The following is a 17720-nucleotide window of genomic DNA, read 5'->3' on the forward strand; positions in this document are numbered from 1 at the left end:
GGTCATGACCGAACAAAACAACGAAAAACCGGTCCTCTTGACCATGAAGGGCCTGCGCATCGAAGGGCGGGCCGATGAAACCTGGTCCGAAATCGTGCACGGCATCGACCTGACCCTTCACAAGGGTGAGGTTCTAGGCCTGATCGGTGAATCCGGGGCAGGTAAGTCAACGGTCGGCCTGGCCGCCATGGGCTTTACCCGCGACGGGTGCCGAATATCTGGGGGCGAGATCGTCTTTGATAGGATCGACCTGTTGGCCGCATCCGAAGCCACGCGGCGCGATTTGCGCGGCAAGCGCATCGCGTATGTGGCGCAATCCGCTGCGGCCAGCTTCAACCCGGCCCACAAGCTGATGGACCAATATTGCGAAGCGCCGGTTCAGCATGGCGTGATGGCCCGGTCCGAGGCTGAAAGCGATGCGGTGGATCTCTATCGTCGTATGCAGTTGCCGGAGCCAGACGTGATCGGTTTCCGCTATCCGCACCAGGTCTCGGGTGGGCAGTTGCAGCGGGCGATGACCGCAATGGCCATGGCCTGCCGACCTGACCTGATCATCTTCGATGAACCCACGACGGCGCTGGACGTGACCACACAGATCGAGGTTCTGGCCGCGATCCGCAATATCGTCGAACAGTTCGATACGGCGGCGATCTATATCACCCATGACCTTGCGGTTGTGGCGCAGATGGCCGACCGGATCAAAGTGCTGCTGAAAGGTGATGAGGTTGAAGAGGCTGACACGCGGTCTATGCTGTCGGCCCCGAAAGAGGACTATACCAAGTCTTTGTGGGCTGTGCGTAGCCACGCGCGGGCAGAACAGCCCCCCGTTGCTGCCGGTACAACACCCGTCGTCTCGGTGCAGAATATCACGGCAGGCTACGGCTCGGTCGATGTTTTGATGAATGTCAATTTTGAAATTCATCAACGCCGCACTGTGGCCGTGGTGGGCGAATCCGGCTCTGGCAAATCCACAACGGCGCGGGTCATCACCGGGCTGCTGCCCCCTAGGCAGGGCCAGATCCTGTTCGATGGCTCGCCGCTGCCACCCGATTACCGCAATCGCAGTCGTGACCAGCTGCGGCAGGCGCAAATGATCTACCAAATGGCGGATACCGCGCTGAACCCAAAACTGCGCATTCGTGAACTGATCGGCCGTCCGGCACAGATGTATCTGGGATTGCAGGGTAGGCAGCTGGAGGAGCGGACCCGCAACCTGCTGGACCTGATCGAACTGGAACCTGACGACTATATCGACCGGCTGCCTTCCGAGTTGTCGGGCGGACAGAAGCAACGGATCGGTATTGCTCGTGCGCTGGCGGCAGAGCCCAAGTTCATCATCTGCGACGAGGTTACATCGGCGCTTGACCAACTTGTGGCCGAGGGCATCCTCAAGCTGCTGGACAAGCTGCAATCGGAGTTTGACCTGGCCTACATGTTCATTACCCATGACCTTGCGACGGTGAAGGCCATCGCGGATGAGGTCGTCGTGATGAAAGAGGGCAGGGTGGTCGAACAAGGGCCCAAGTCCGAAATGTTCCAGCCGCCGCATGACCCTTATACGGAGCTGCTTCTGTCCTCGGTGCCGGAAATGGACCCGGATTGGCTGACAGAACTTTTGAAGGACCGTGCGGGCGGATGATCCCGAACGCCTTGATTGCTTGACGAAAAGCGGCCTGTCCAGAATGGGGCGGGCCGTTTTCATACGGCCAGATGGCGGAAATATGTAATTTTGTGTGGAAATCCGACGCAACGCCATGTGAAATGGCGGCAGACTAAAACAATAACCAACCAAGAAAACGACCTCAGGGAGCTACCTCATGAAATCCGTTCTTCTTTCTGGCCTGTCTGTTCTGGCGCTGACCGGTGCGGCTGCCGCCGCTGATCTGGGCGATACCGGAACGCCGATCCGTCTTGCCATCAACGAATGGACCGGCCAGCACCTGTCCACCCATGTGGCTGGCCAGATCCTCGAACAGGCGGGCTATACCGTCGAATACGTGACCGCCGGTTACTACAACATGTATCCCGCCATTGGTGAGGGCGAGATCCACGCCGCGCTGGAAGTGTGGGATTCGAACGTGCCGGAACTGTATTACGAAGTGCTCAACGACGGCGGCGTGATGGATATCGGCGACCTTGGCCTGGTGGCGCGCGAAGGCTTTGCGTACCCCGCCCATGTCGAAGATCTGTGCCCGGGCCTGCCCGCGTGGGAAGCACTGAACGATTGCGCCATGCAATTCGCTACCGCTGAAACCATTCCGCAGGGCCGCCTGATCGACTACCCGGCTGATTGGGGCACCCCCGGTGCTGAACGCGCTGCCGGTCTGGAACTGCCGTTCCGTGCCGTGCCCGCAGGGTCCGAAGGGGCGCTGATCGCAGAACTGCGCGCCTCGACCGAACGCGGTACGCCGCTTCTGATGGTCTTCTGGCAGCCGCATTGGGCGGTGTCGGCTTATGACGTGCGCTTCGTCGATCTGCCGCCGGGCACACCGGAATGCTACGAAGACGCTTCGGTCGGACCGAACCCGAACGCGACCTCGGACTGTGACTTCCTGCCGACCCGCGTCTTCAAGATCACGTGGTCCGGCTTCGCGGAGCAGTGGCCCGCCGCCGCTGAAATCCTCGCCGCCTACCAATTCATGACCGAAGACCAGCAGCCGATGATGGGCATGGTCGATAATGACGGCATGTCAGTGGAAGAGGTTGCAGCGGCTTATGTCGCTGACCATGCTGACGCGATCGCGGCAATGATCGCGGCCGCGACGGAGTAATCGGGACATGACCGCTTCGGCCCCGACCAGCACCCCGGCGATTGCTGTCGAGGGGTTGTGGCAGGTCTTTGGCAGCGATGCCGAAACCCGTTTGAAAAACGCGCAGGGGCGGACCAGTTCCGCCCCCGACGCTGCCGATGCCCTGCGAGACGAGGGGCTGATCCCCGCCGTGCAGGACGCCAGTTTCGAGGTGAAGGAAGGCGAGCTTTTCGTGATCATGGGCCTGTCGGGATCCGGCAAATCGACCATGATCCGCTGTATCTCTCGCCTGGTGGAGCCAACCGCCGGTGCGGTGCGCATTGATGGCGAGGATATCCTTGCGGCAAATCCCAAACGCCTGATCGAGCTGCGTCGCAAGAAGCTGGGTATGGTGTTCCAGCATTTCGGACTGTTCCCTCATATGAGCGTGGCCGACAATGCGGCCTTCCCGCTGAAAATGCTGGGACAATCCAGATCGGAACGTCGCAATCGCGCGCTTGAAGTGATCGAAATGGTGGGGCTGACGGGCCGCGAGGATGCCTATCCACGAGAGCTGTCCGGTGGCCAAAAGCAGCGTGTGGGGATCGCCCGGTCACTGGCGGCCAATCCCGATATCTGGTTCCTGGATGAGCCCTTTTCCGCTCTGGATCCGCTCATCAGGCGGCAATTGCAGGATGAATTCCTGAAGATTCAATCGACGCTGAACAAGACCATTGTCTTCATCACACATGACATTGCCGAAGCGTTGAAACTGGCCGACCGCATTGCAATCATGCGCGATGGCAAGATCGTGCAGATCGGAACACCCGCGCAGATCGTGCTGAACCCGGTCGATGACTATGTGCGAGAGTTTTCCCGCGATGTGGCCAAGGGCCGACACGCCCGTTTGGCAAGCGTGCTGCATACGGACACGCCGCCGACCATGCCCGATGATCCAAAGTTGCGGCTTGATATGACCTTGGAGGAGGCTCTCGCCTCTTGCATGTCGCTCTATGAGCCAGTCCCCGTTTGGGACGGTGATGGCCAGATGGCGGGCTACATCCACCCCTCCGATTTGGCCAAGGCCTTGCAGGTGGACCGCACATGAGCGATGTCAGCCTGCCCGCCCCAACACTGATCGACCGCCTGACGCCGGGCGCACGCGCAGCTTTGCTGACTTTGCTGGTTGGTGCACTTTGCCTTGCGCTGGAACCCGTCACTGATCTGCTTCCCGTGTGGCCCGAGGCCTGGACGCTGCCGGTGACTGAATGGATCGGGGCGTCGCTGGATTGGCTGTTTGACATCATTCGACCGGCGATGCGGCTGCTCTCGGCGATCCTTGAATATCCCATGATCTGGGTAAACTGGCTGTTGGTGAACACTCCCTGGCCGTTGATCATCGGCGCAACTGTTGCGCTTGGCTGGTATGCTGGCGGACTGTCTTTGGCGCTGATGTCGGCAGTGGGACTCGGATTTGTTCTGGCCTCTGGCTATTGGGTCGAGGGGATGAACACGCTGGCGCTCGTTTTCGTGTCTGTCCCCCTGGCGCTGACCCTTGGGCTTCTCATTGGCATCTGGTCCAACGAAAGCGCCCGCGCGCGACCTTGGATCGAGGCAACGCTTGATTTGATGCAGACGGTGCCAACCTTTGCCTATCTCACGCCGCTTCTGCTTCTCTTCGGGTTTGGTCCTGTTGTGGGCCTGATCGCCTCCGCGATCTACGCAGCCCCGCCAATGGCGCGGAACACGCTGCTTGGATTGCAGCGGGTCGAGGCGGAGGTGAAAGAAGCCGGTGTCATGTCTGGCGCCACCCGGCTGCAACAGCTGGTACAGGTGGAAATCCCCGCCGCTGCCACGCAGATCATGATCGGCGTCAATCAGGCGCTGATGGCAGCGCTGTCGATGGTCATCATCGCCGCGGTGATCGGGGGCTTTGACGACATCGGTTGGGAAGTTCTGCTGACCATGCGGCAGGCCAATTTCGGACAGAGCCTTCTGGCCGGCTTGGTCATCGTGGTTTTCGCAATCATCATTGACCGGATCTCGGCCCGCATGGCCACCTCGCGCGACCGGTTCGACGTTCGAATTTCGTGGATCATCCTTGCGGTGGCTGTCGCCGCCTCTGTCCTCGCATGGGCGGCACTGCCCGCGCCCGGCGAGATGGCGGTTCTGGCCCCGACGGTCGAGGCCGTGGATGGTGCGCTGACAAGTTTCACCCGCAGTGCCGGGGCGACGCTCGACTCCATCAAGAACAACGCGATGTTCTATGGGTTGTTGCCGCTGCGCATCGGGCTGGACGGCGCGGTTCTGCCCTTTACCTGGGGGTTCAGCTGGACGGCGAACATGTCCTTCGCACTTTTTGCGGTGGCGGGGGCGATCGGAATTGCCGTGGCTCTGACCGGGCGCATGGCCTTCGGACTGTGCATTCCGATCGTGGCGGGCGTGGTGGAAACCGGCGTCTCGGACCTGCCCTGGCCCTTCGTGCTGGTCGGGCTTGGCGCGGTGGCATGGGTCGCGGGCGGTTGGAAGCTGACGCGGCTTGTGGTCATCCTAATGCTGGCGATCGCCATTTCGGGCCTCTGGCCCCGCGCGATGCTGTCGCTTTACCTTTGCGGCGCGGCGGTGATTGCCTGCGCGGTTCTGGGCGGGCTTCTTGGCCTTTTGTCGGCCGTGTCGAAACCGGCTTGGGCGGTGATCCGGCCCGTCTGCGATATGCTGCAAACGATCCCGCTGTTTGTCTTCCTGATCCCGGTTCTGATGTTCTTCCAGATTGGAGAGTTCTCGGCCTTCCTCGCCATCATCGCCTACGCCATCGTGCCGATGATCCGTTACACAAGGCACGGGTTGGTCACCACGCCGCCCGAGATGCTGGAATCGGCTGTGTCCTCGGGCGCGACCGAATGGCAGATCATGCGCGAGGTGCGCGCGCCCTATGCAGCGCCGACGATCCTTCTGGGGCTCAACCAGACCATCCTTTATGCCTTCGCAATGCTGGTCATCGCGGCGCTTATCGGCACCACGGGGCTTGGCCAGTCGATCTATATTGCGCTTGGCTCGGGCGATGTGGGCCTTGGCATTTCGGCGGGTGCGGCCATGGCCATCCTTGCCCTGATCGCCGACCGCATAGTACAGGGGTTCGCAGAAGAACGGCGGAGGGCCCTCGGCCTATGAACGACGAGTTCATCCCCAAGGGGGTGGCGCATGTGGATTTGCCCCCCGGGCAGAAGACCGAAGTCATCAGCTTCCTGTTACTGCCCAAACTGTCGATGTTGGCGTTCACGTCCGCCATCGAACCGTTGCGAATTGCCAACCAGCTGACCGGCCAGAAACTCTATAGCTGGCAGACAATCAGCCAGGACGGCAAGCCCGTGCGCGCCTCGAACGGGATCGAGATTGGCGCGACCTGCGCCATAGTCGATGCCAAGATCAGCGGGCCTTTGTTTGTCTGCTCGGGGGTGGAACCCGACACGGTCGTCACAGATCAGGTCGCCGGACTGGTGCGCAAGCATTGGCGGATGGGGCACCAAGTGGGCGGGCTGTGTACCGGGGCCTATGCGCTGGCGCGGGCAGGCATTCTGAAAGGCAAGGATTTCACGCTTCATTGGGAAAACATGCCGCCCTTCCGTGAAAGCTTCCCGGATCTGGAGCCGTTGGATCAGCTCTACGTCATCGACGACCGGATCGTGACCTGCGGTGGCGGGTCGTCCGCGACGGATCTCTTCCTGCGGCTGATCTCGGAACGCTTCGGCCCGATCCTGTCGCATTCTGTGCTGAACATGTGCCTGCATCCTGTGCATCGGTCAGAGGAGGAGGCGCAGCAATCCTCGCGCGCGGCCTCTATCGGCACCCGCAACCGCAAGCTGCTGCAAATCCTGCGCTACATGGAAGAGAATATCGAGGAATTGTTCTCGCTCGATGACCTCGCCACCCGCTTCAAGGTCTCGCGCCGTCAGATCGAGCGGCTGTTCCTGACCCATGTAAAGGCCACGCCCAAGCAGTACCTCACCGACCTGCGCCTGCGCCGGGGGCGAATGCTGCTGGCGGAAACGGATATGAAAGTGGCCGATATCGCCAGCTCCTGCGGGTTTGAATCGACCAACCATTTCTCGCGTCGGTTCCGGGAGAAATACGGGGTCTCACCGCATAAGTTCCAATCGGCGGGGCGGGGGTAGCATTGGGGGTGAAATGAGATCCTCAACGGCAGGTGTGAGCCCGAAGGGGACGTGCCTATGCGCGCTGACCTGCCATAGTGAAGCCAGCGATCTTCCCGCATCACAAGGTCATTGGCAAAACAGTACAAAAGTTCTTTTTGGACTCGCCGGGATCGTGCATCTTCCGCAAGGGAAAGCTGACGCATTGTGCAACGGTCCAAGTCGCACTGAAAGGAACCACGATATGACCGACCTCGAGCCAGTAAGAACGTATTTTGCGGGTTGGAACGCCCGAGACGCGGACGCCATTCTTGCCAGCTTAACAGAAGATGGAACCTATGAAGACCCGAGTACGGGAGGACCGATCTCCGGATCGGCGTTAAAGGCCTATGTTACAGGGCTCTGGTCAGCCTTCCCCGATCTTCGCTTCGAAGAAGACAGTCTGGACAGTACGGGCCCGAACCGGGCGGCGTCTCAGTGGGTTATGTTGGGAACGAACACCGGGTCAATGCGCGGACTGCCGCCCACGGGAAAATCGGTGCGGGTGGAAGGTTCGGACTTCTTCACCCTGCGTGACGGCAAGGTGGCCACGGTCAAAGGGTATTTCGACGGTGGGGCCGTGCCGCGTCAACTGGGGCTCGACATCATCGTTCAGCCCAGCCAGATAGGCCCGTTCAAGTTCGGGGTGTCAACGGAGGTGCAAACCGGACGTCTGGATGAGCCGGTGGCCTTCTCGATCACCACGCTTCACGCCCGGAACGACGAATGCGTCCAGCAGGTGCGTGAAGGGTCAAGGGCATCGCTGATTGATATGCTGAAGATGGATGGCTTCATCGGGGCAACGACGGCTGTGATTGGCCACCGCATGGTCACGATCTCGGCGTGGGACAGTCCCGAAGCCTCGCGCCGCGTCATGAAGGAAGGGGCACACGCTGAAGTTCAAAAGGGCATGTATGACGGCACTCTTGCGTCCCAAGGCTACACATCGGTGTGGACGAAGGCGCGGATGAATCCGCTGATGGTCCGCTGTGATGGCTGCGGTAAGATGACTCGCGGTCCTGACGCGGATCGGAAGTGCAAGAGTTGTGGAGAAGCACTGCCCGATGCGCTGCCTTTTTGGTAACCCACGCACAACGCCGTCTGTCAGCCGCGCAAACAAGCAACAGTTCTAGCTGTGCGGCGAACGACGGCCTAGTCCCGCATTGCGGACCATGCTCGTGCAATCAAAGAAAAGTGACTGTGACGGGGTTAACGAAAAGTCTGATCGAGAGCGTAGTGGGCGACCGACTGTTAAGCCGACTTCCGCACCACGTCCCACAGCGCCCGCGCCAGGGTGAGCGGGATCGTCGGCCCGGTGGCAGTCCCCACGATCAGATCATCGTCATGGGCGTCGGATTTGCGCAAGGAACAGCGCCAGTGGCCATTCGGCTCGGCGGCCTGACCCGTCAGGTGGATATGCCAGCCGGGCAGGCAATGGGTGATCAGGTACATGACGGCCTCGGTCGGGTCTGACAGCACCTCTGGATGTGCGGGGGCGTCGGGGAAGGTGGCAGAGGCGGCGGTGCAGATCTCGGCCAGCAGGTCAGCGTCCAGCGTGTCGGCGGTGGCGAGGCGGGCGGTCAGGTCTTGGGTCATCGGCGGCTCCTGTGAACTGTTGCATCGGTTGTGCCGCGCCCTGCGTCAATCGACCATGACCTGTATCAAGGAGCGGCCCCCCGAACCCGCCTAACCTGCCCCCAACGGCCTGACCCGGCCCCAATGGAGGACAGACATGGCACGCTACGTGATCGGATTCGAAGACCTACGCCGCGCGGATGTGGCGCTAGTGGGCGGTAAGAACAGTTCCCTGGGCGAAATGGTTCAGGAACTGGCAGGGCAGGGGATTGCCGTGCCGGGTGGGTTTGCCACCACTGCCGATGCCTATCGCGCGTTCCTCAAGGCCAATGGGCTGGAGGCGATGATTGCCGAGACCGTGGGACGCTGGCAGGCGGGAAAGATCACGCTGGCAGAGGCGGGCAGTGCCATCCGCGCTGCCATTGTCTCGGGCGACTGGCCAGAGGAGATCCGGGGCGATATCCTGTCGTCTTACGCGGCGCTGAGTGAAACGGCGGGCAAGGCGGATGTGGCGGTGGCCGTGCGGTCGTCGGCCACGGCAGAGGATCTGCCCGACGCCAGTTTCGCGGGCCAGCAGGAAACCTTCCTGAATATTGAGGGCGAAGCCGATCTGCTGACTGCCTGCCGTCGCTGCTTTGCCTCGCTCTTTACCGACCGGGCGATCAGCTACCGCGAGGTGAAGGGGTTCGACCATATGGCCGTGGCTCTGTCTGTCGGTGTGCAACGCATGGTGCGCGCCGATACCGGCGGATCGGGTGTGATGTTCTCGATCGACACCGAGTCCGGCTTCGACAAGATCGTCCTGATCAACGCGGCCTGGGGGCTTGGGGAGAATGTGGTTCAAGGCGCGGTGGACCCCGATGAATACCAGGTATTCAAGCCGTTTCTGGGGAATGAAAGCCTCAGCCCCATCGTCGGCAAGCGCAGGGGCGCGAAAGAGATCAAGATGATCCTAGGGAGGGCGGGACCAGCACCGGTGCGCAACGTACCAACATCGAAGGCCGAACGCGCGGCATGGGTGCTAAGCGACGCGGAGATCCTGTCGCTCGCCCGAATGGCCGCCACCATCGAACGCCATTACGGCTGCGCCATGGACATGGAATGGGCACGCGATGGCGATACGGGCGAGCTCTTTATCGTGCAGGCCCGGCCCGAAACCGTGGAAAGCCAGCGCAAGGCGGGCGCGTTGCGCAGTTATTCGCTGGATGGCGCGGGCGAAGTTCTGTTGCAGGGGCTCAGCGTCGGCAATGCGGTGGCGACAGGCCGGGTGTGCCTGATCGAAAGCGTAGCTGACATTGACCGCTTCGTCGACGGCTCCATTCTCGTGACCTCCAACACTGACCCCGATTGGGTCCCCGTGATGAAGCGCGCGGCGGCGATCATCACCGACCATGGCGGGCGCACGTCGCACGCCGCCATTGTCAGCCGCGAACTGGGGGTGCCGGCCATCGTTGGCACCGGCAACGCGACCCATGTGCTGCACGATCAGCAGGACGTGACCGTCAACTGCGCGGCGGGGGAGGATGGGTTGATCCATGCCGGGATCGCCAAAGTCACGGTGGCGGAACTGGACCTGTCCGACCTTCCAGAAACGCGCACGAAGATCATGTTGAACATGGCCAACCCCTCTGCCGCGTTCCGCTGGTGGCGGCTGCCTGCTGACGGGGTGGGGCTCGCTCGGATGGAATTCGTGGTGAACAACGCCGTGAAGGTGCACCCGATGGCGCTTATTGAATTCGACACCGTGACGGATGCCGGCGAGCGTGCCCAGATCGAGGCGCTGACAGCGGGATACCCCGAAAAACCGGACTATTTCGTCGATCAGCTGGCGCGCGGACTAAGCCAGATCGCGGCTTTCGCCTATCCGCACCCGGTCATCGTGCGGATGAGCGATTTCAAGACCAATGAATATGCCGAGCTTCTGGGCGGGCGGGCGTTTGAACCCGACGAGGAAAATCCGATGATCGGTTTTCGGGGCGCGTCGCGTTACACCGACCCGGCCTACAGCCCCGGATTTGAGCTTGAATGCAGGGCGATCCGGCAATTGCGCGAAGAGATGGGGTTCGACAATGTCGCCATCATGATCCCCTTTTGCCGCACACCGGATGAGGCTGACCGCGTGCTGGAGGTCATGGGGCGCGCAGGTCTGGAACGGGGCCGTGCGGGGCTGGAAGTCTTCGTGATGTGCGAGATTCCGGCCAATGTGATCCGGGCCGAAGAATTCGCTGATCGCTTCGACGGATTCTCCATCGGATCGAACGACCTGACACAGCTGACACTCGGGGTGGACCGCGACAGCGACCGGCTGGCCAAGCTCTTTGACGAAAGCGATCCGGCGGTTCTGTGGATGATCCGCACAGTGATCGAAAAGGCCCGCGCGGCCGGGCGCAAGATCGGGCTATGTGGGCAGGCGCCCTCGAACAACCCGGCATTCGCGCAGCTTCTGGTTGATGCAGGGATCGACTCGATTTCCGTCACACCTGACAGCTTTGCCGCCGTGAAGGCGCAGGTCGCAAAGGCCGAGGCTATGCAGAAAGGCCCCGATTGAGTAGGCTGCGAGGCGGGAGGCGTCCGGATTTTGCCAGACGTGAATGTTTTCAAAACCTGAATTTATGGAGGTCTGACCTGACATGACCCGATTAACTTTCGCACTTGCTGTTTCGCTGATGGCCAGCCCCGCTTTGGCTGGCCCTCCGCTCGAGCAGCCGGCTCCTGCTCCCGCGCCCGCAGAGGCCGGCGGCGGAGCGACAATCTATGACTGCCAGATCGCGGGTCGCACGGAACGTTTCGTGATCGCGGATGGCGCTTTGGCCGAAGGGGCGGGCTCGCTGAGTGTATTGACCGAAGATGTCTACGTCGTCACCCGCAACGGCGTGACCTACTTTATCGATCCCACGGGCGTCCAGATCGACCAGGGCGTCGATGCGGGTAAATGGCCTTGTGTGGAAACTGCCGCCGCTCCGGCCCCCGCTGAACCGGATGTCAACCAGATGGCCCGGATTGTAGAACTGGAGACACAGGTTGCCAACTTGCAGGCCGCGCTCAGTGCCGCCAACGGCGAACGGGACGCGGCGATTGCTGCCCGCGAGGCGGCGCTTGTTGCGCTGGATGGAGCTCAAGCCGCCAGCGGGGCAGCGGCAACGGCTGCGCAGACCGCCTTGGCAGAGGCCGCAGCGCTACAGTCCCAGGCTGAAATCGCTGAATCCGCGGCTGCCGCAGCCATTGCCGCACAGGCCGGCGCAGAAGCCCGGGTCGTGGAACTGGAAGCCGCCGCAGCGGCTGATGCGGTTGAATTGGAGCAAATGAGGGCGTCGCAAGGACAGTTGGCCGAAGCTCTTGCAGCGGCAGAGGCCCGCGTGGCGGAACTGGAACTGGCGCTTGCCGCGTCCATGGCCGTCTCGGAGGAGGATGTAGCGGAAGATGACATGACCGAGGAAGCCGACGACTCTGCCGAAGGCATGGGCGACGCGGCGGACAGCACGGACGAAGACATGTCAGAAGATCACAGCGCGATGGAGGCGGGTGGCTTTGACGCCGATGCCGCGCTGATGGCCATTGACGCAGCAGAGCTTAGCCCGATCTCGCGCGCGGCGTTAACTGCCGCTGTGGAACAGGCCCGCGCCAATCCCGATCTGGTGGCCGAAGTCGTGACCCGGCTGCAAAACGCACTCGGGGAATAATGCAATCCGGGCCGGGGCGCGAAGACCCCGGCCCGCGTTGCCTCAGGCTTTGCCATACCCGCCCCCGCCCGGGGTTTGCATGGTGAAGATATCTCCGGGCTGCATCTGCGCCTGATCGTTGCCTTCCAGCAGGTCGACACGCCCCCCGATCCGTTCCACGGTATTGCGGCCACAGCGTCCCGGCGCGCCGTTGGATGCGCCATGCGGAGGAACGCTCCGATGTGAGGACAGGACCGTCACCGTCATCTCCTCCAGGAACCGCAAGCGCCGGGTGATCCCGTTGCCTCCCTGCCAGCGCCCCGCGCCGCCCGATCCGCGACGGATGGAAAACTCCTCGACCCGGACGGGAAAGCGGGTTTCCAGTACCTCGGGGTCCGTCATGCGGGTGTTGGTCATGTGGCTGTGAACGGCACTCGCCCCGTCAAAGCCGTTGCCCGCACCGGTGCCGCCACAGATCGTTTCGTAGTTTTGGAACCGGTCATTGCCATAGACAAAGTTGTTCATCGTACCCTGGCTGCCCGCGATCACCCCTAGCGCACCATAAAGCGCATCGGCGATGGACTGGCTGACCTCGGTATTGCCCGAAATCACCGCAGCGGGTGGGCGCGGGTTGATCATGGAGCCTTCGGGCACTCGGATCTCTATGGGTTTCAGGCAGCCCTCGTTCATCGGGATGTCGGCGCCCACCAAAGTGCGGAAGACATAGAGAACAACAGCCCGGCAGATCGAGAGCGGCGCGTTGTAATTCAGCCGGTCCTGATCCGACGTGCCGGTGAAATCCACCAATGCACTACGGCTGTCATGATCCACGGTGATCGCCACCTCGATCCGCGCACCGCTGTCCATCTTGTAGGTGAAGCAGCTGTCCTTCAACACGTCCAGAACCCGGCGCACACTCTCCTCGGCATTGTCCTGCACATGGCCCATATAGGCCTGGACGACGTGCAGCCCGAATTGCCGTGTGATCTTTTGCAGTTCCGCCACACCGGTCGCGTTGGCGGCAATCTGTGCGGCGAGATCGGCCATGTTCTGATCGATATTGCGACAGGGATAGCGGCCAGAGGCGAGCAGGTCGCGTGTTTCGACCTCTCGCAACTGGCCTTGATCGACCAACAGGAAATTGTCGATCAGGACGCCTTCCTCCTCGATATGGGCGCTGTCTGGCGGGGCTGACCCCGGCGTCTTGCCACCGATATCGGCATGGTGCCCGCGAGAGGCGGTGAGGAAGATGATCTTCTCGCCCGCCTCGTCAAAGACCGGCGTGATGACCGTGACATCCGGCAGATGGGTGCCACCATTGAACGGGTTGTTCATCATGAAGACGTCGCCGGGGCGGATCTTGCCCGCATTTTCGCGCAGGACGGTGCGTACGCTCTCGCTCATTGATCCCAGGTGCACGGGGACATGGGGCGCGTTGGCGACCAGATCGCCATAGCCGTCAAAGATTGCGCAGGAAAAATCGTAGCGTTCCTTGATGTTCACCGAATAAGCGGTGTTGGCCAGCGTCGCGCCCATCTGGTCGGCGATGGACATGAAGAGGTTGTTGAAGACCTCCAGCATCACCGGATCGACGGATGTCCCGATCGCCTCCTGCCGGTCCAGCGCCACCACCCGGCGCAGCACCATCGCACCACCGGCCAGCCCTTCGGCTTGCCAGCCCGGCTCAACCACATTGGTGCCGGTCGGATCGACGATGATGGCGGGGCCGGTCAGCGTGTCGCCCGCGCGCAAGCTGGCGCGGTCAATCAGCGGAACGTCGCGCCACCCACCTTCGCAATACATGCGGGCGTTGTCCTGTTGCGCGGGTGGGTCATTGGCGTCCGGGAGAGTCACCGCTTCACCGGTCTCACCCACGGCCTCGGCGGTCAGAAGGTCGATGATCAACCCGTCATAATCCGGCACGAAGCCAAATCGTTGCTGATGGGCGGCATCGAAACCCCGGCGCATGTCCGTAGCAGAGCCAAAGGGCACCGGCAGGGTCTGATGTGATCCGGGCGTGCGGATATGGGCGGTTTCGAGCAGGGTGATGCGATCAGCCGGAATGCCTTGCCGGGCAACCTCCTGTTGCGCGTCCGCGCCGATCCGGTCGAGGGCCCGCCGCGCGTCATCGGCATCCGTCAAAGGCCGCGCCAACTGATATTCCCGGATCGCCCGGATATCGGCCAGCCCCATACCGAAAGCCGACAGGACGCCCGCGAAGGGATGGATATAGATGCTCTCCATCCCCAGCACATCTGCCACCTGGCAGGCATGTTGCCCGCCTGCGCCACCAAAGCAGTTCATGGTGTAGCGCGTTACGTCATAGCCGCGCTGAACGCTGATCTTCTTGATCGCATTGGCCATGTTTTCCACCGCGATCCGCAAGAAACCCTCGGCCAGTTCCTCGGGTGTTTTGCGGGCCTCGCCGGTTTCCTCCGCAATCAATGTGGCCATGTCTTCAAAGGCGGCGCGGGCAGCGGCCACGTCCAGCGGCTCGTCCCCGCCGGGGCCAAAGACAGACGGAAACCGATCAGGCTGGATCTTGCCAAGCACCACGTTGCAATCTGTCACGGCAAGCGGCCCGCCACGCCGGTAGGAGGCGGGGCCGGGATTGGCCCCGGCGCTTTCGGGGCCGACCTGCATACGGCCTTGCGCGAAGGACAGGATCGAGCCGCCACCTGCGGCAACCGTATGAATGCTCATCATCGGGGCGCGCATTCGGACACCCGCGACCTCGGTCTCGAAAGACCGCTCATAGTCGCCCGCATAGTGGCAGACATCGGTGGATGTGCCGCCCATGTCGAAGCCAATCAGCTTGTCGAACCCGGCCTCTTCCGCTGTGCGCACCATGCCGACGACACCGCCCGCAGGGCCTGACAGGATCGCGTCCTTGCCCTGGAAGAGCCGCGCGTCAGTGAGCCCGCCATTGGATTGCATGAACATCAGCGACCGACAGCCGCCCTTGGCCGCCCCAAGCGCGTCGCTGACCTGTTGCACGTAGCGGCGCAGGATGGGCGACAGATAGGCGTCAACAACCGTGGTATCGCCGCGCGACACCAGCTTGATCAGCGGGCTGACCTCATGGGAGAGCGAGACCTGCGTGAACCCCGCCGCGCGAGCCATTTCCCCGATGCGGGCTTCATGATTGGGGAAGCGATAGCCATGCATCAGGGCCACGGCGACGGAGCGATAGCCCTCGGCATAGGCATCACGCAGCGCCGCCTCTACCGATGCGGTGTCGAGCGGCACAATCACCTCGCCCTCGGCCGATACCCGTTCTCCCACTTCAACCGCTTCTTCATAAAGCAGTTCTGGCAACTCGATCTTCAGATCGAACAGGCGCGGGCGGTTCTGGTAGCCGATCCTCAGCAGATCGCGCATCCCTTCGGTGATCAAAAGCAGCGTCCGGTCGCCCTTGCGTTCCAAGAGCGCGTTGGTCGCCACGGTGGTGCCCATCTTGACCGCGTCGATCGCGCCCTCGGGAATGGCGGTATCAGCGCCAAGCCCCATCAGATCGCGAATGCCCTGCACGGCGGCATCGCGATAGCGTTCGGGGTTCTCGGACAGCAGTTTATGCGTGACCAGCCCGCCCTCTGGCGTGCGTGCGACGATGTCGGTGAAGGTGCCGCCACGGTCGACCCAGAATTGCCACATGAGACAGATCTCCTCTGTTTGCCGGGATGTGCCCGGCAGCGTTGTTCGTCAGAAAGGGAAAGGGGTTATTGCAGGACGGCTGGCAGCCAGAGCGCGATGTCAGGGATCGCAATCAGCGCCGCAACCATGACCAGCATTGCCAGCACGTAAGGGATTGCGCCCAACATGACCTCGCTCATCTTGCCGGATTTCCGCGCGCCTTGAACCACATAGAGGTTGAGACCAACGGGCGGGGTGATCAGCGCCATCTCGATCAGCACGATCATCAGGATACCAAACCAGATCGGGTCATATCCTTGCGCCACCACCAAAGGCACGATGATCGGGATCGTCACCACCATCAGCGACAGGGTTTCGATGAAGAAACCAAGCACGATGTAGATGCAGACCACGACGAAGATCGTCATCAGCGGAGACAGGCCGAGCCCGTCAAGGAAGCCGGACAGTTCTGCGCCAAGCCCGGCAGAGGCCAGCGTGAAGTTCAGGAAGGATGCGCCGATAACCACGAGCATGATCATCGAGGTGATCTTGACGGTGCCCATGACGGCCTCTGCCAGCATTCCGATGGTCACGCGGCTGAAGATTGACGCGATCAGAAGTGCCCCTGCAACGCCCACGGCAGCGGCTTCGGTCGGGGTGGCCCATCCCTTGTAGATCGACCCGATGATGATGGTGAAGAGCAGCACAATGGGGATGAGTTGCAGCAGCGCACGCATCATCTCAGGCAAGGGGAAGACGCGGCGCTGGCCGCCAAGATCGGGCCGGATCGCGCAGATGATGGCGGTGATCGCCAGAAAGCCAAGTGCCAGCAGGATGCCGGGCAGCAGCCCCGCCAGGAAAAGCTGGGGAATAGAGGTCTGCGTCAGGAACCCGTAAACGATCAGGTTGATCGAGGGCGGGATCATGATGCCAAGCGTGCCGCCTGCGGCAATAGCGCCAGAGAAGAGCTTGGGGTCATAGCCAAGTTTCTCAGCCTGTGGCATGGCGACGGTCGCCACGGTCGCGGCGGTGGCGACAGATGACCCCGAGGTGGCTGAGAACATGGTGGCCGTCGCCACATTGGCATGAACCAGACCGCCCGGCATCCATGACACCCACCGGTCAAGTGCCGCGTAGGTGCGGGCAGCAATCCCGCTGCGAACAAGGATTTCGCCAAGCAGCACGAAGAAGGGAATGGCAATCAGCGTGGCGTTATTGGACGTGGACCAGACCAGGTTGCCAAGCCCGCGCATCAGCGGGAAGGGGCTGAAGAAAACGTCAGTGCCAAAACCCAACAGGAACAACACGATACCCACAGGGATCGACAGCGACAGCATGGCCAGCAGGCCGATCGAGACATAGGTAATCATAGAACCGCATCCTCTTCGCGAAAGGCCCCGATGGCGGCCTCGGACTGGCTGAATTCACCTTTTGCAACCAGCAGCAGCGCCGCGAGGAATGTCAGCCACGACACGATGGCGAACCAGACCCACCCGGCGAACCACGGCCCCTGCACCAGCCAGAGCGGCGTTTCCAGCGGCGTATTGGCCCGAGACATGTTGGCAATGGAGCGGTCCAGCACCGGCCAGCAGCGCAGGGCGATCAGCGTCACGGTTCCCGCCAAGGTCAGCATGGCGAACAGGTCAAACAGCGACCGTCCAAGGGCACCCACGCGCCCCCGGAGAATGTCAATGCGGACATGGGCCAGTTCCAGCAGGGCATAGCCCATGCCCCAGGATGTCACGATGGCCATGACATATCCGCTGATCTCGTCGGTGCCGCCGAAGGAGGCCCCCAATTTGCGCAAGCCCACATCCAGCAGCACGAAAACCGCGCAGAGGAACAGCACAAGGCCGATTGCCAGGGCCACCCAACGGTTGAGGCGGCGCAGGAGGGAGAGAATGGACTGGGCCATCTGGGGGCGCTCCTTCAGC

General features: G+C 62.0%; 12 protein-coding genes. 8 read left to right on the forward strand and 4 right to left on the reverse strand.

The window, feature by feature from the left end; translation table 11 throughout:
* Positions 1–4: 4 nt before the first annotated feature.
* The 6 genes from ACROHD_RS13435 to ACROHD_RS13460 all read left to right on the forward strand — a co-directional run bounded on the left by ACROHD_RS13435 (position 5) and on the right by ACROHD_RS13460 (position 8003).
* Positions 5–1639, forward strand: a complete 1635-nt coding sequence (locus ACROHD_RS13435; protein WP_432678580.1) for an ABC transporter ATP-binding protein — start codon at positions 5–7, stop codon at positions 1637–1639.
* A 178-nt stretch (positions 1640–1817) separates the two neighbouring features.
* Positions 1818–2771 (forward strand): ABC transporter substrate-binding protein, encoded by a 954-nt coding sequence (locus ACROHD_RS13440; RefSeq protein ID WP_432678582.1) that lies wholly within the window; start codon positions 1818–1820, stop codon positions 2769–2771.
* 7 nt (positions 2772–2778) lie between these two features.
* A complete protein-coding gene (locus ACROHD_RS13445; RefSeq protein ID WP_432678584.1) occupies positions 2779–3837 on the forward strand; it encodes a quaternary amine ABC transporter ATP-binding protein in 1059 nt (352 codons plus the stop codon).
* Entirely contained in the window at positions 3834–5900 is a 2067-nt protein-coding gene (locus tag ACROHD_RS13450) for an ABC transporter permease (RefSeq protein ID WP_432678586.1), read from the forward strand. The genes ACROHD_RS13445 and ACROHD_RS13450 overlap by 4 nt, the downstream gene beginning before the upstream one ends.
* On the forward strand, positions 5897–6901 hold the full coding sequence (locus tag ACROHD_RS13455) for a GlxA family transcriptional regulator (protein ID WP_432678588.1): 1005 nt from the start codon (positions 5897–5899) through the stop codon (positions 6899–6901). Before ACROHD_RS13450 ends, ACROHD_RS13455 begins: the two co-directional genes overlap by 4 nt.
* A gap of 223 nt (positions 6902–7124) precedes the next feature.
* Positions 7125–8003: an ester cyclase gene (locus tag ACROHD_RS13460; protein WP_432678590.1), complete on the forward strand. Its 879-nt coding sequence runs from the start codon at positions 7125–7127 to the stop codon at positions 8001–8003.
* Positions 8004–8170: 167 nt separating this feature from the next.
* Here ACROHD_RS13460 and ACROHD_RS13465 read toward each other — a convergent pair whose 3' ends face one another.
* On the reverse strand, positions 8171–8515 hold the full coding sequence (locus ACROHD_RS13465) for a hypothetical protein (protein ID WP_432678592.1): 345 nt from the start codon (positions 8513–8515) through the stop codon (positions 8171–8173).
* Positions 8516–8651: 136 nt separating this feature from the next.
* Here ACROHD_RS13465 and ppsA point away from each other — a divergent pair, with 136 nt between their 5' ends.
* Positions 8652–11042, forward strand: a complete 2391-nt coding sequence (gene ppsA, locus ACROHD_RS13470) for a phosphoenolpyruvate synthase (RefSeq protein WP_432678594.1) — start codon at positions 8652–8654, stop codon at positions 11040–11042.
* An 82-nt stretch (positions 11043–11124) separates the two neighbouring features.
* Positions 11125–12174 carry a hypothetical protein gene (locus tag ACROHD_RS13475; RefSeq protein ID WP_432678596.1) on the forward strand — a complete coding sequence of 350 codons (1050 nt, stop codon included), beginning with the start codon at positions 11125–11127 and terminating at the stop codon, positions 12172–12174.
* Between the two features lie 42 nt (positions 12175–12216).
* On the opposite strand, the gene ACROHD_RS13480 is transcribed toward ACROHD_RS13475, so the two are convergent.
* The 3 genes from ACROHD_RS13480 to ACROHD_RS13490 all read right to left on the reverse strand — a co-directional run bounded on the left by ACROHD_RS13480 (position 12217) and on the right by ACROHD_RS13490 (position 17701).
* Positions 12217–15807 (reverse strand): hydantoinase B/oxoprolinase family protein, encoded by a 3591-nt coding sequence (locus ACROHD_RS13480; protein ID WP_432678598.1) that lies wholly within the window; start codon positions 15805–15807, stop codon positions 12217–12219.
* Between the two features lie 65 nt (positions 15808–15872).
* Complete coding sequence (locus ACROHD_RS13485; protein ID WP_432678600.1) at positions 15873–17156, reverse strand: TRAP transporter large permease; 1284 nt, start codon at positions 17154–17156, stop codon at positions 15873–15875.
* Positions 17153–17701 (reverse strand): TRAP transporter small permease subunit, encoded by a 549-nt coding sequence (locus tag ACROHD_RS13490; protein WP_432678602.1) that lies wholly within the window; start codon positions 17699–17701, stop codon positions 17153–17155. Before ACROHD_RS13490 ends, ACROHD_RS13485 begins: the two co-directional genes overlap by 4 nt.
* Between the last annotated feature and the right edge of the window lie 19 nt (positions 17702–17720).

It is taken from the genome of Nioella aestuarii (assembly GCF_050896395.1).
GTDB lineage: Bacteria > Pseudomonadota > Alphaproteobacteria > Rhodobacterales > Rhodobacteraceae > Nioella > Nioella aestuarii.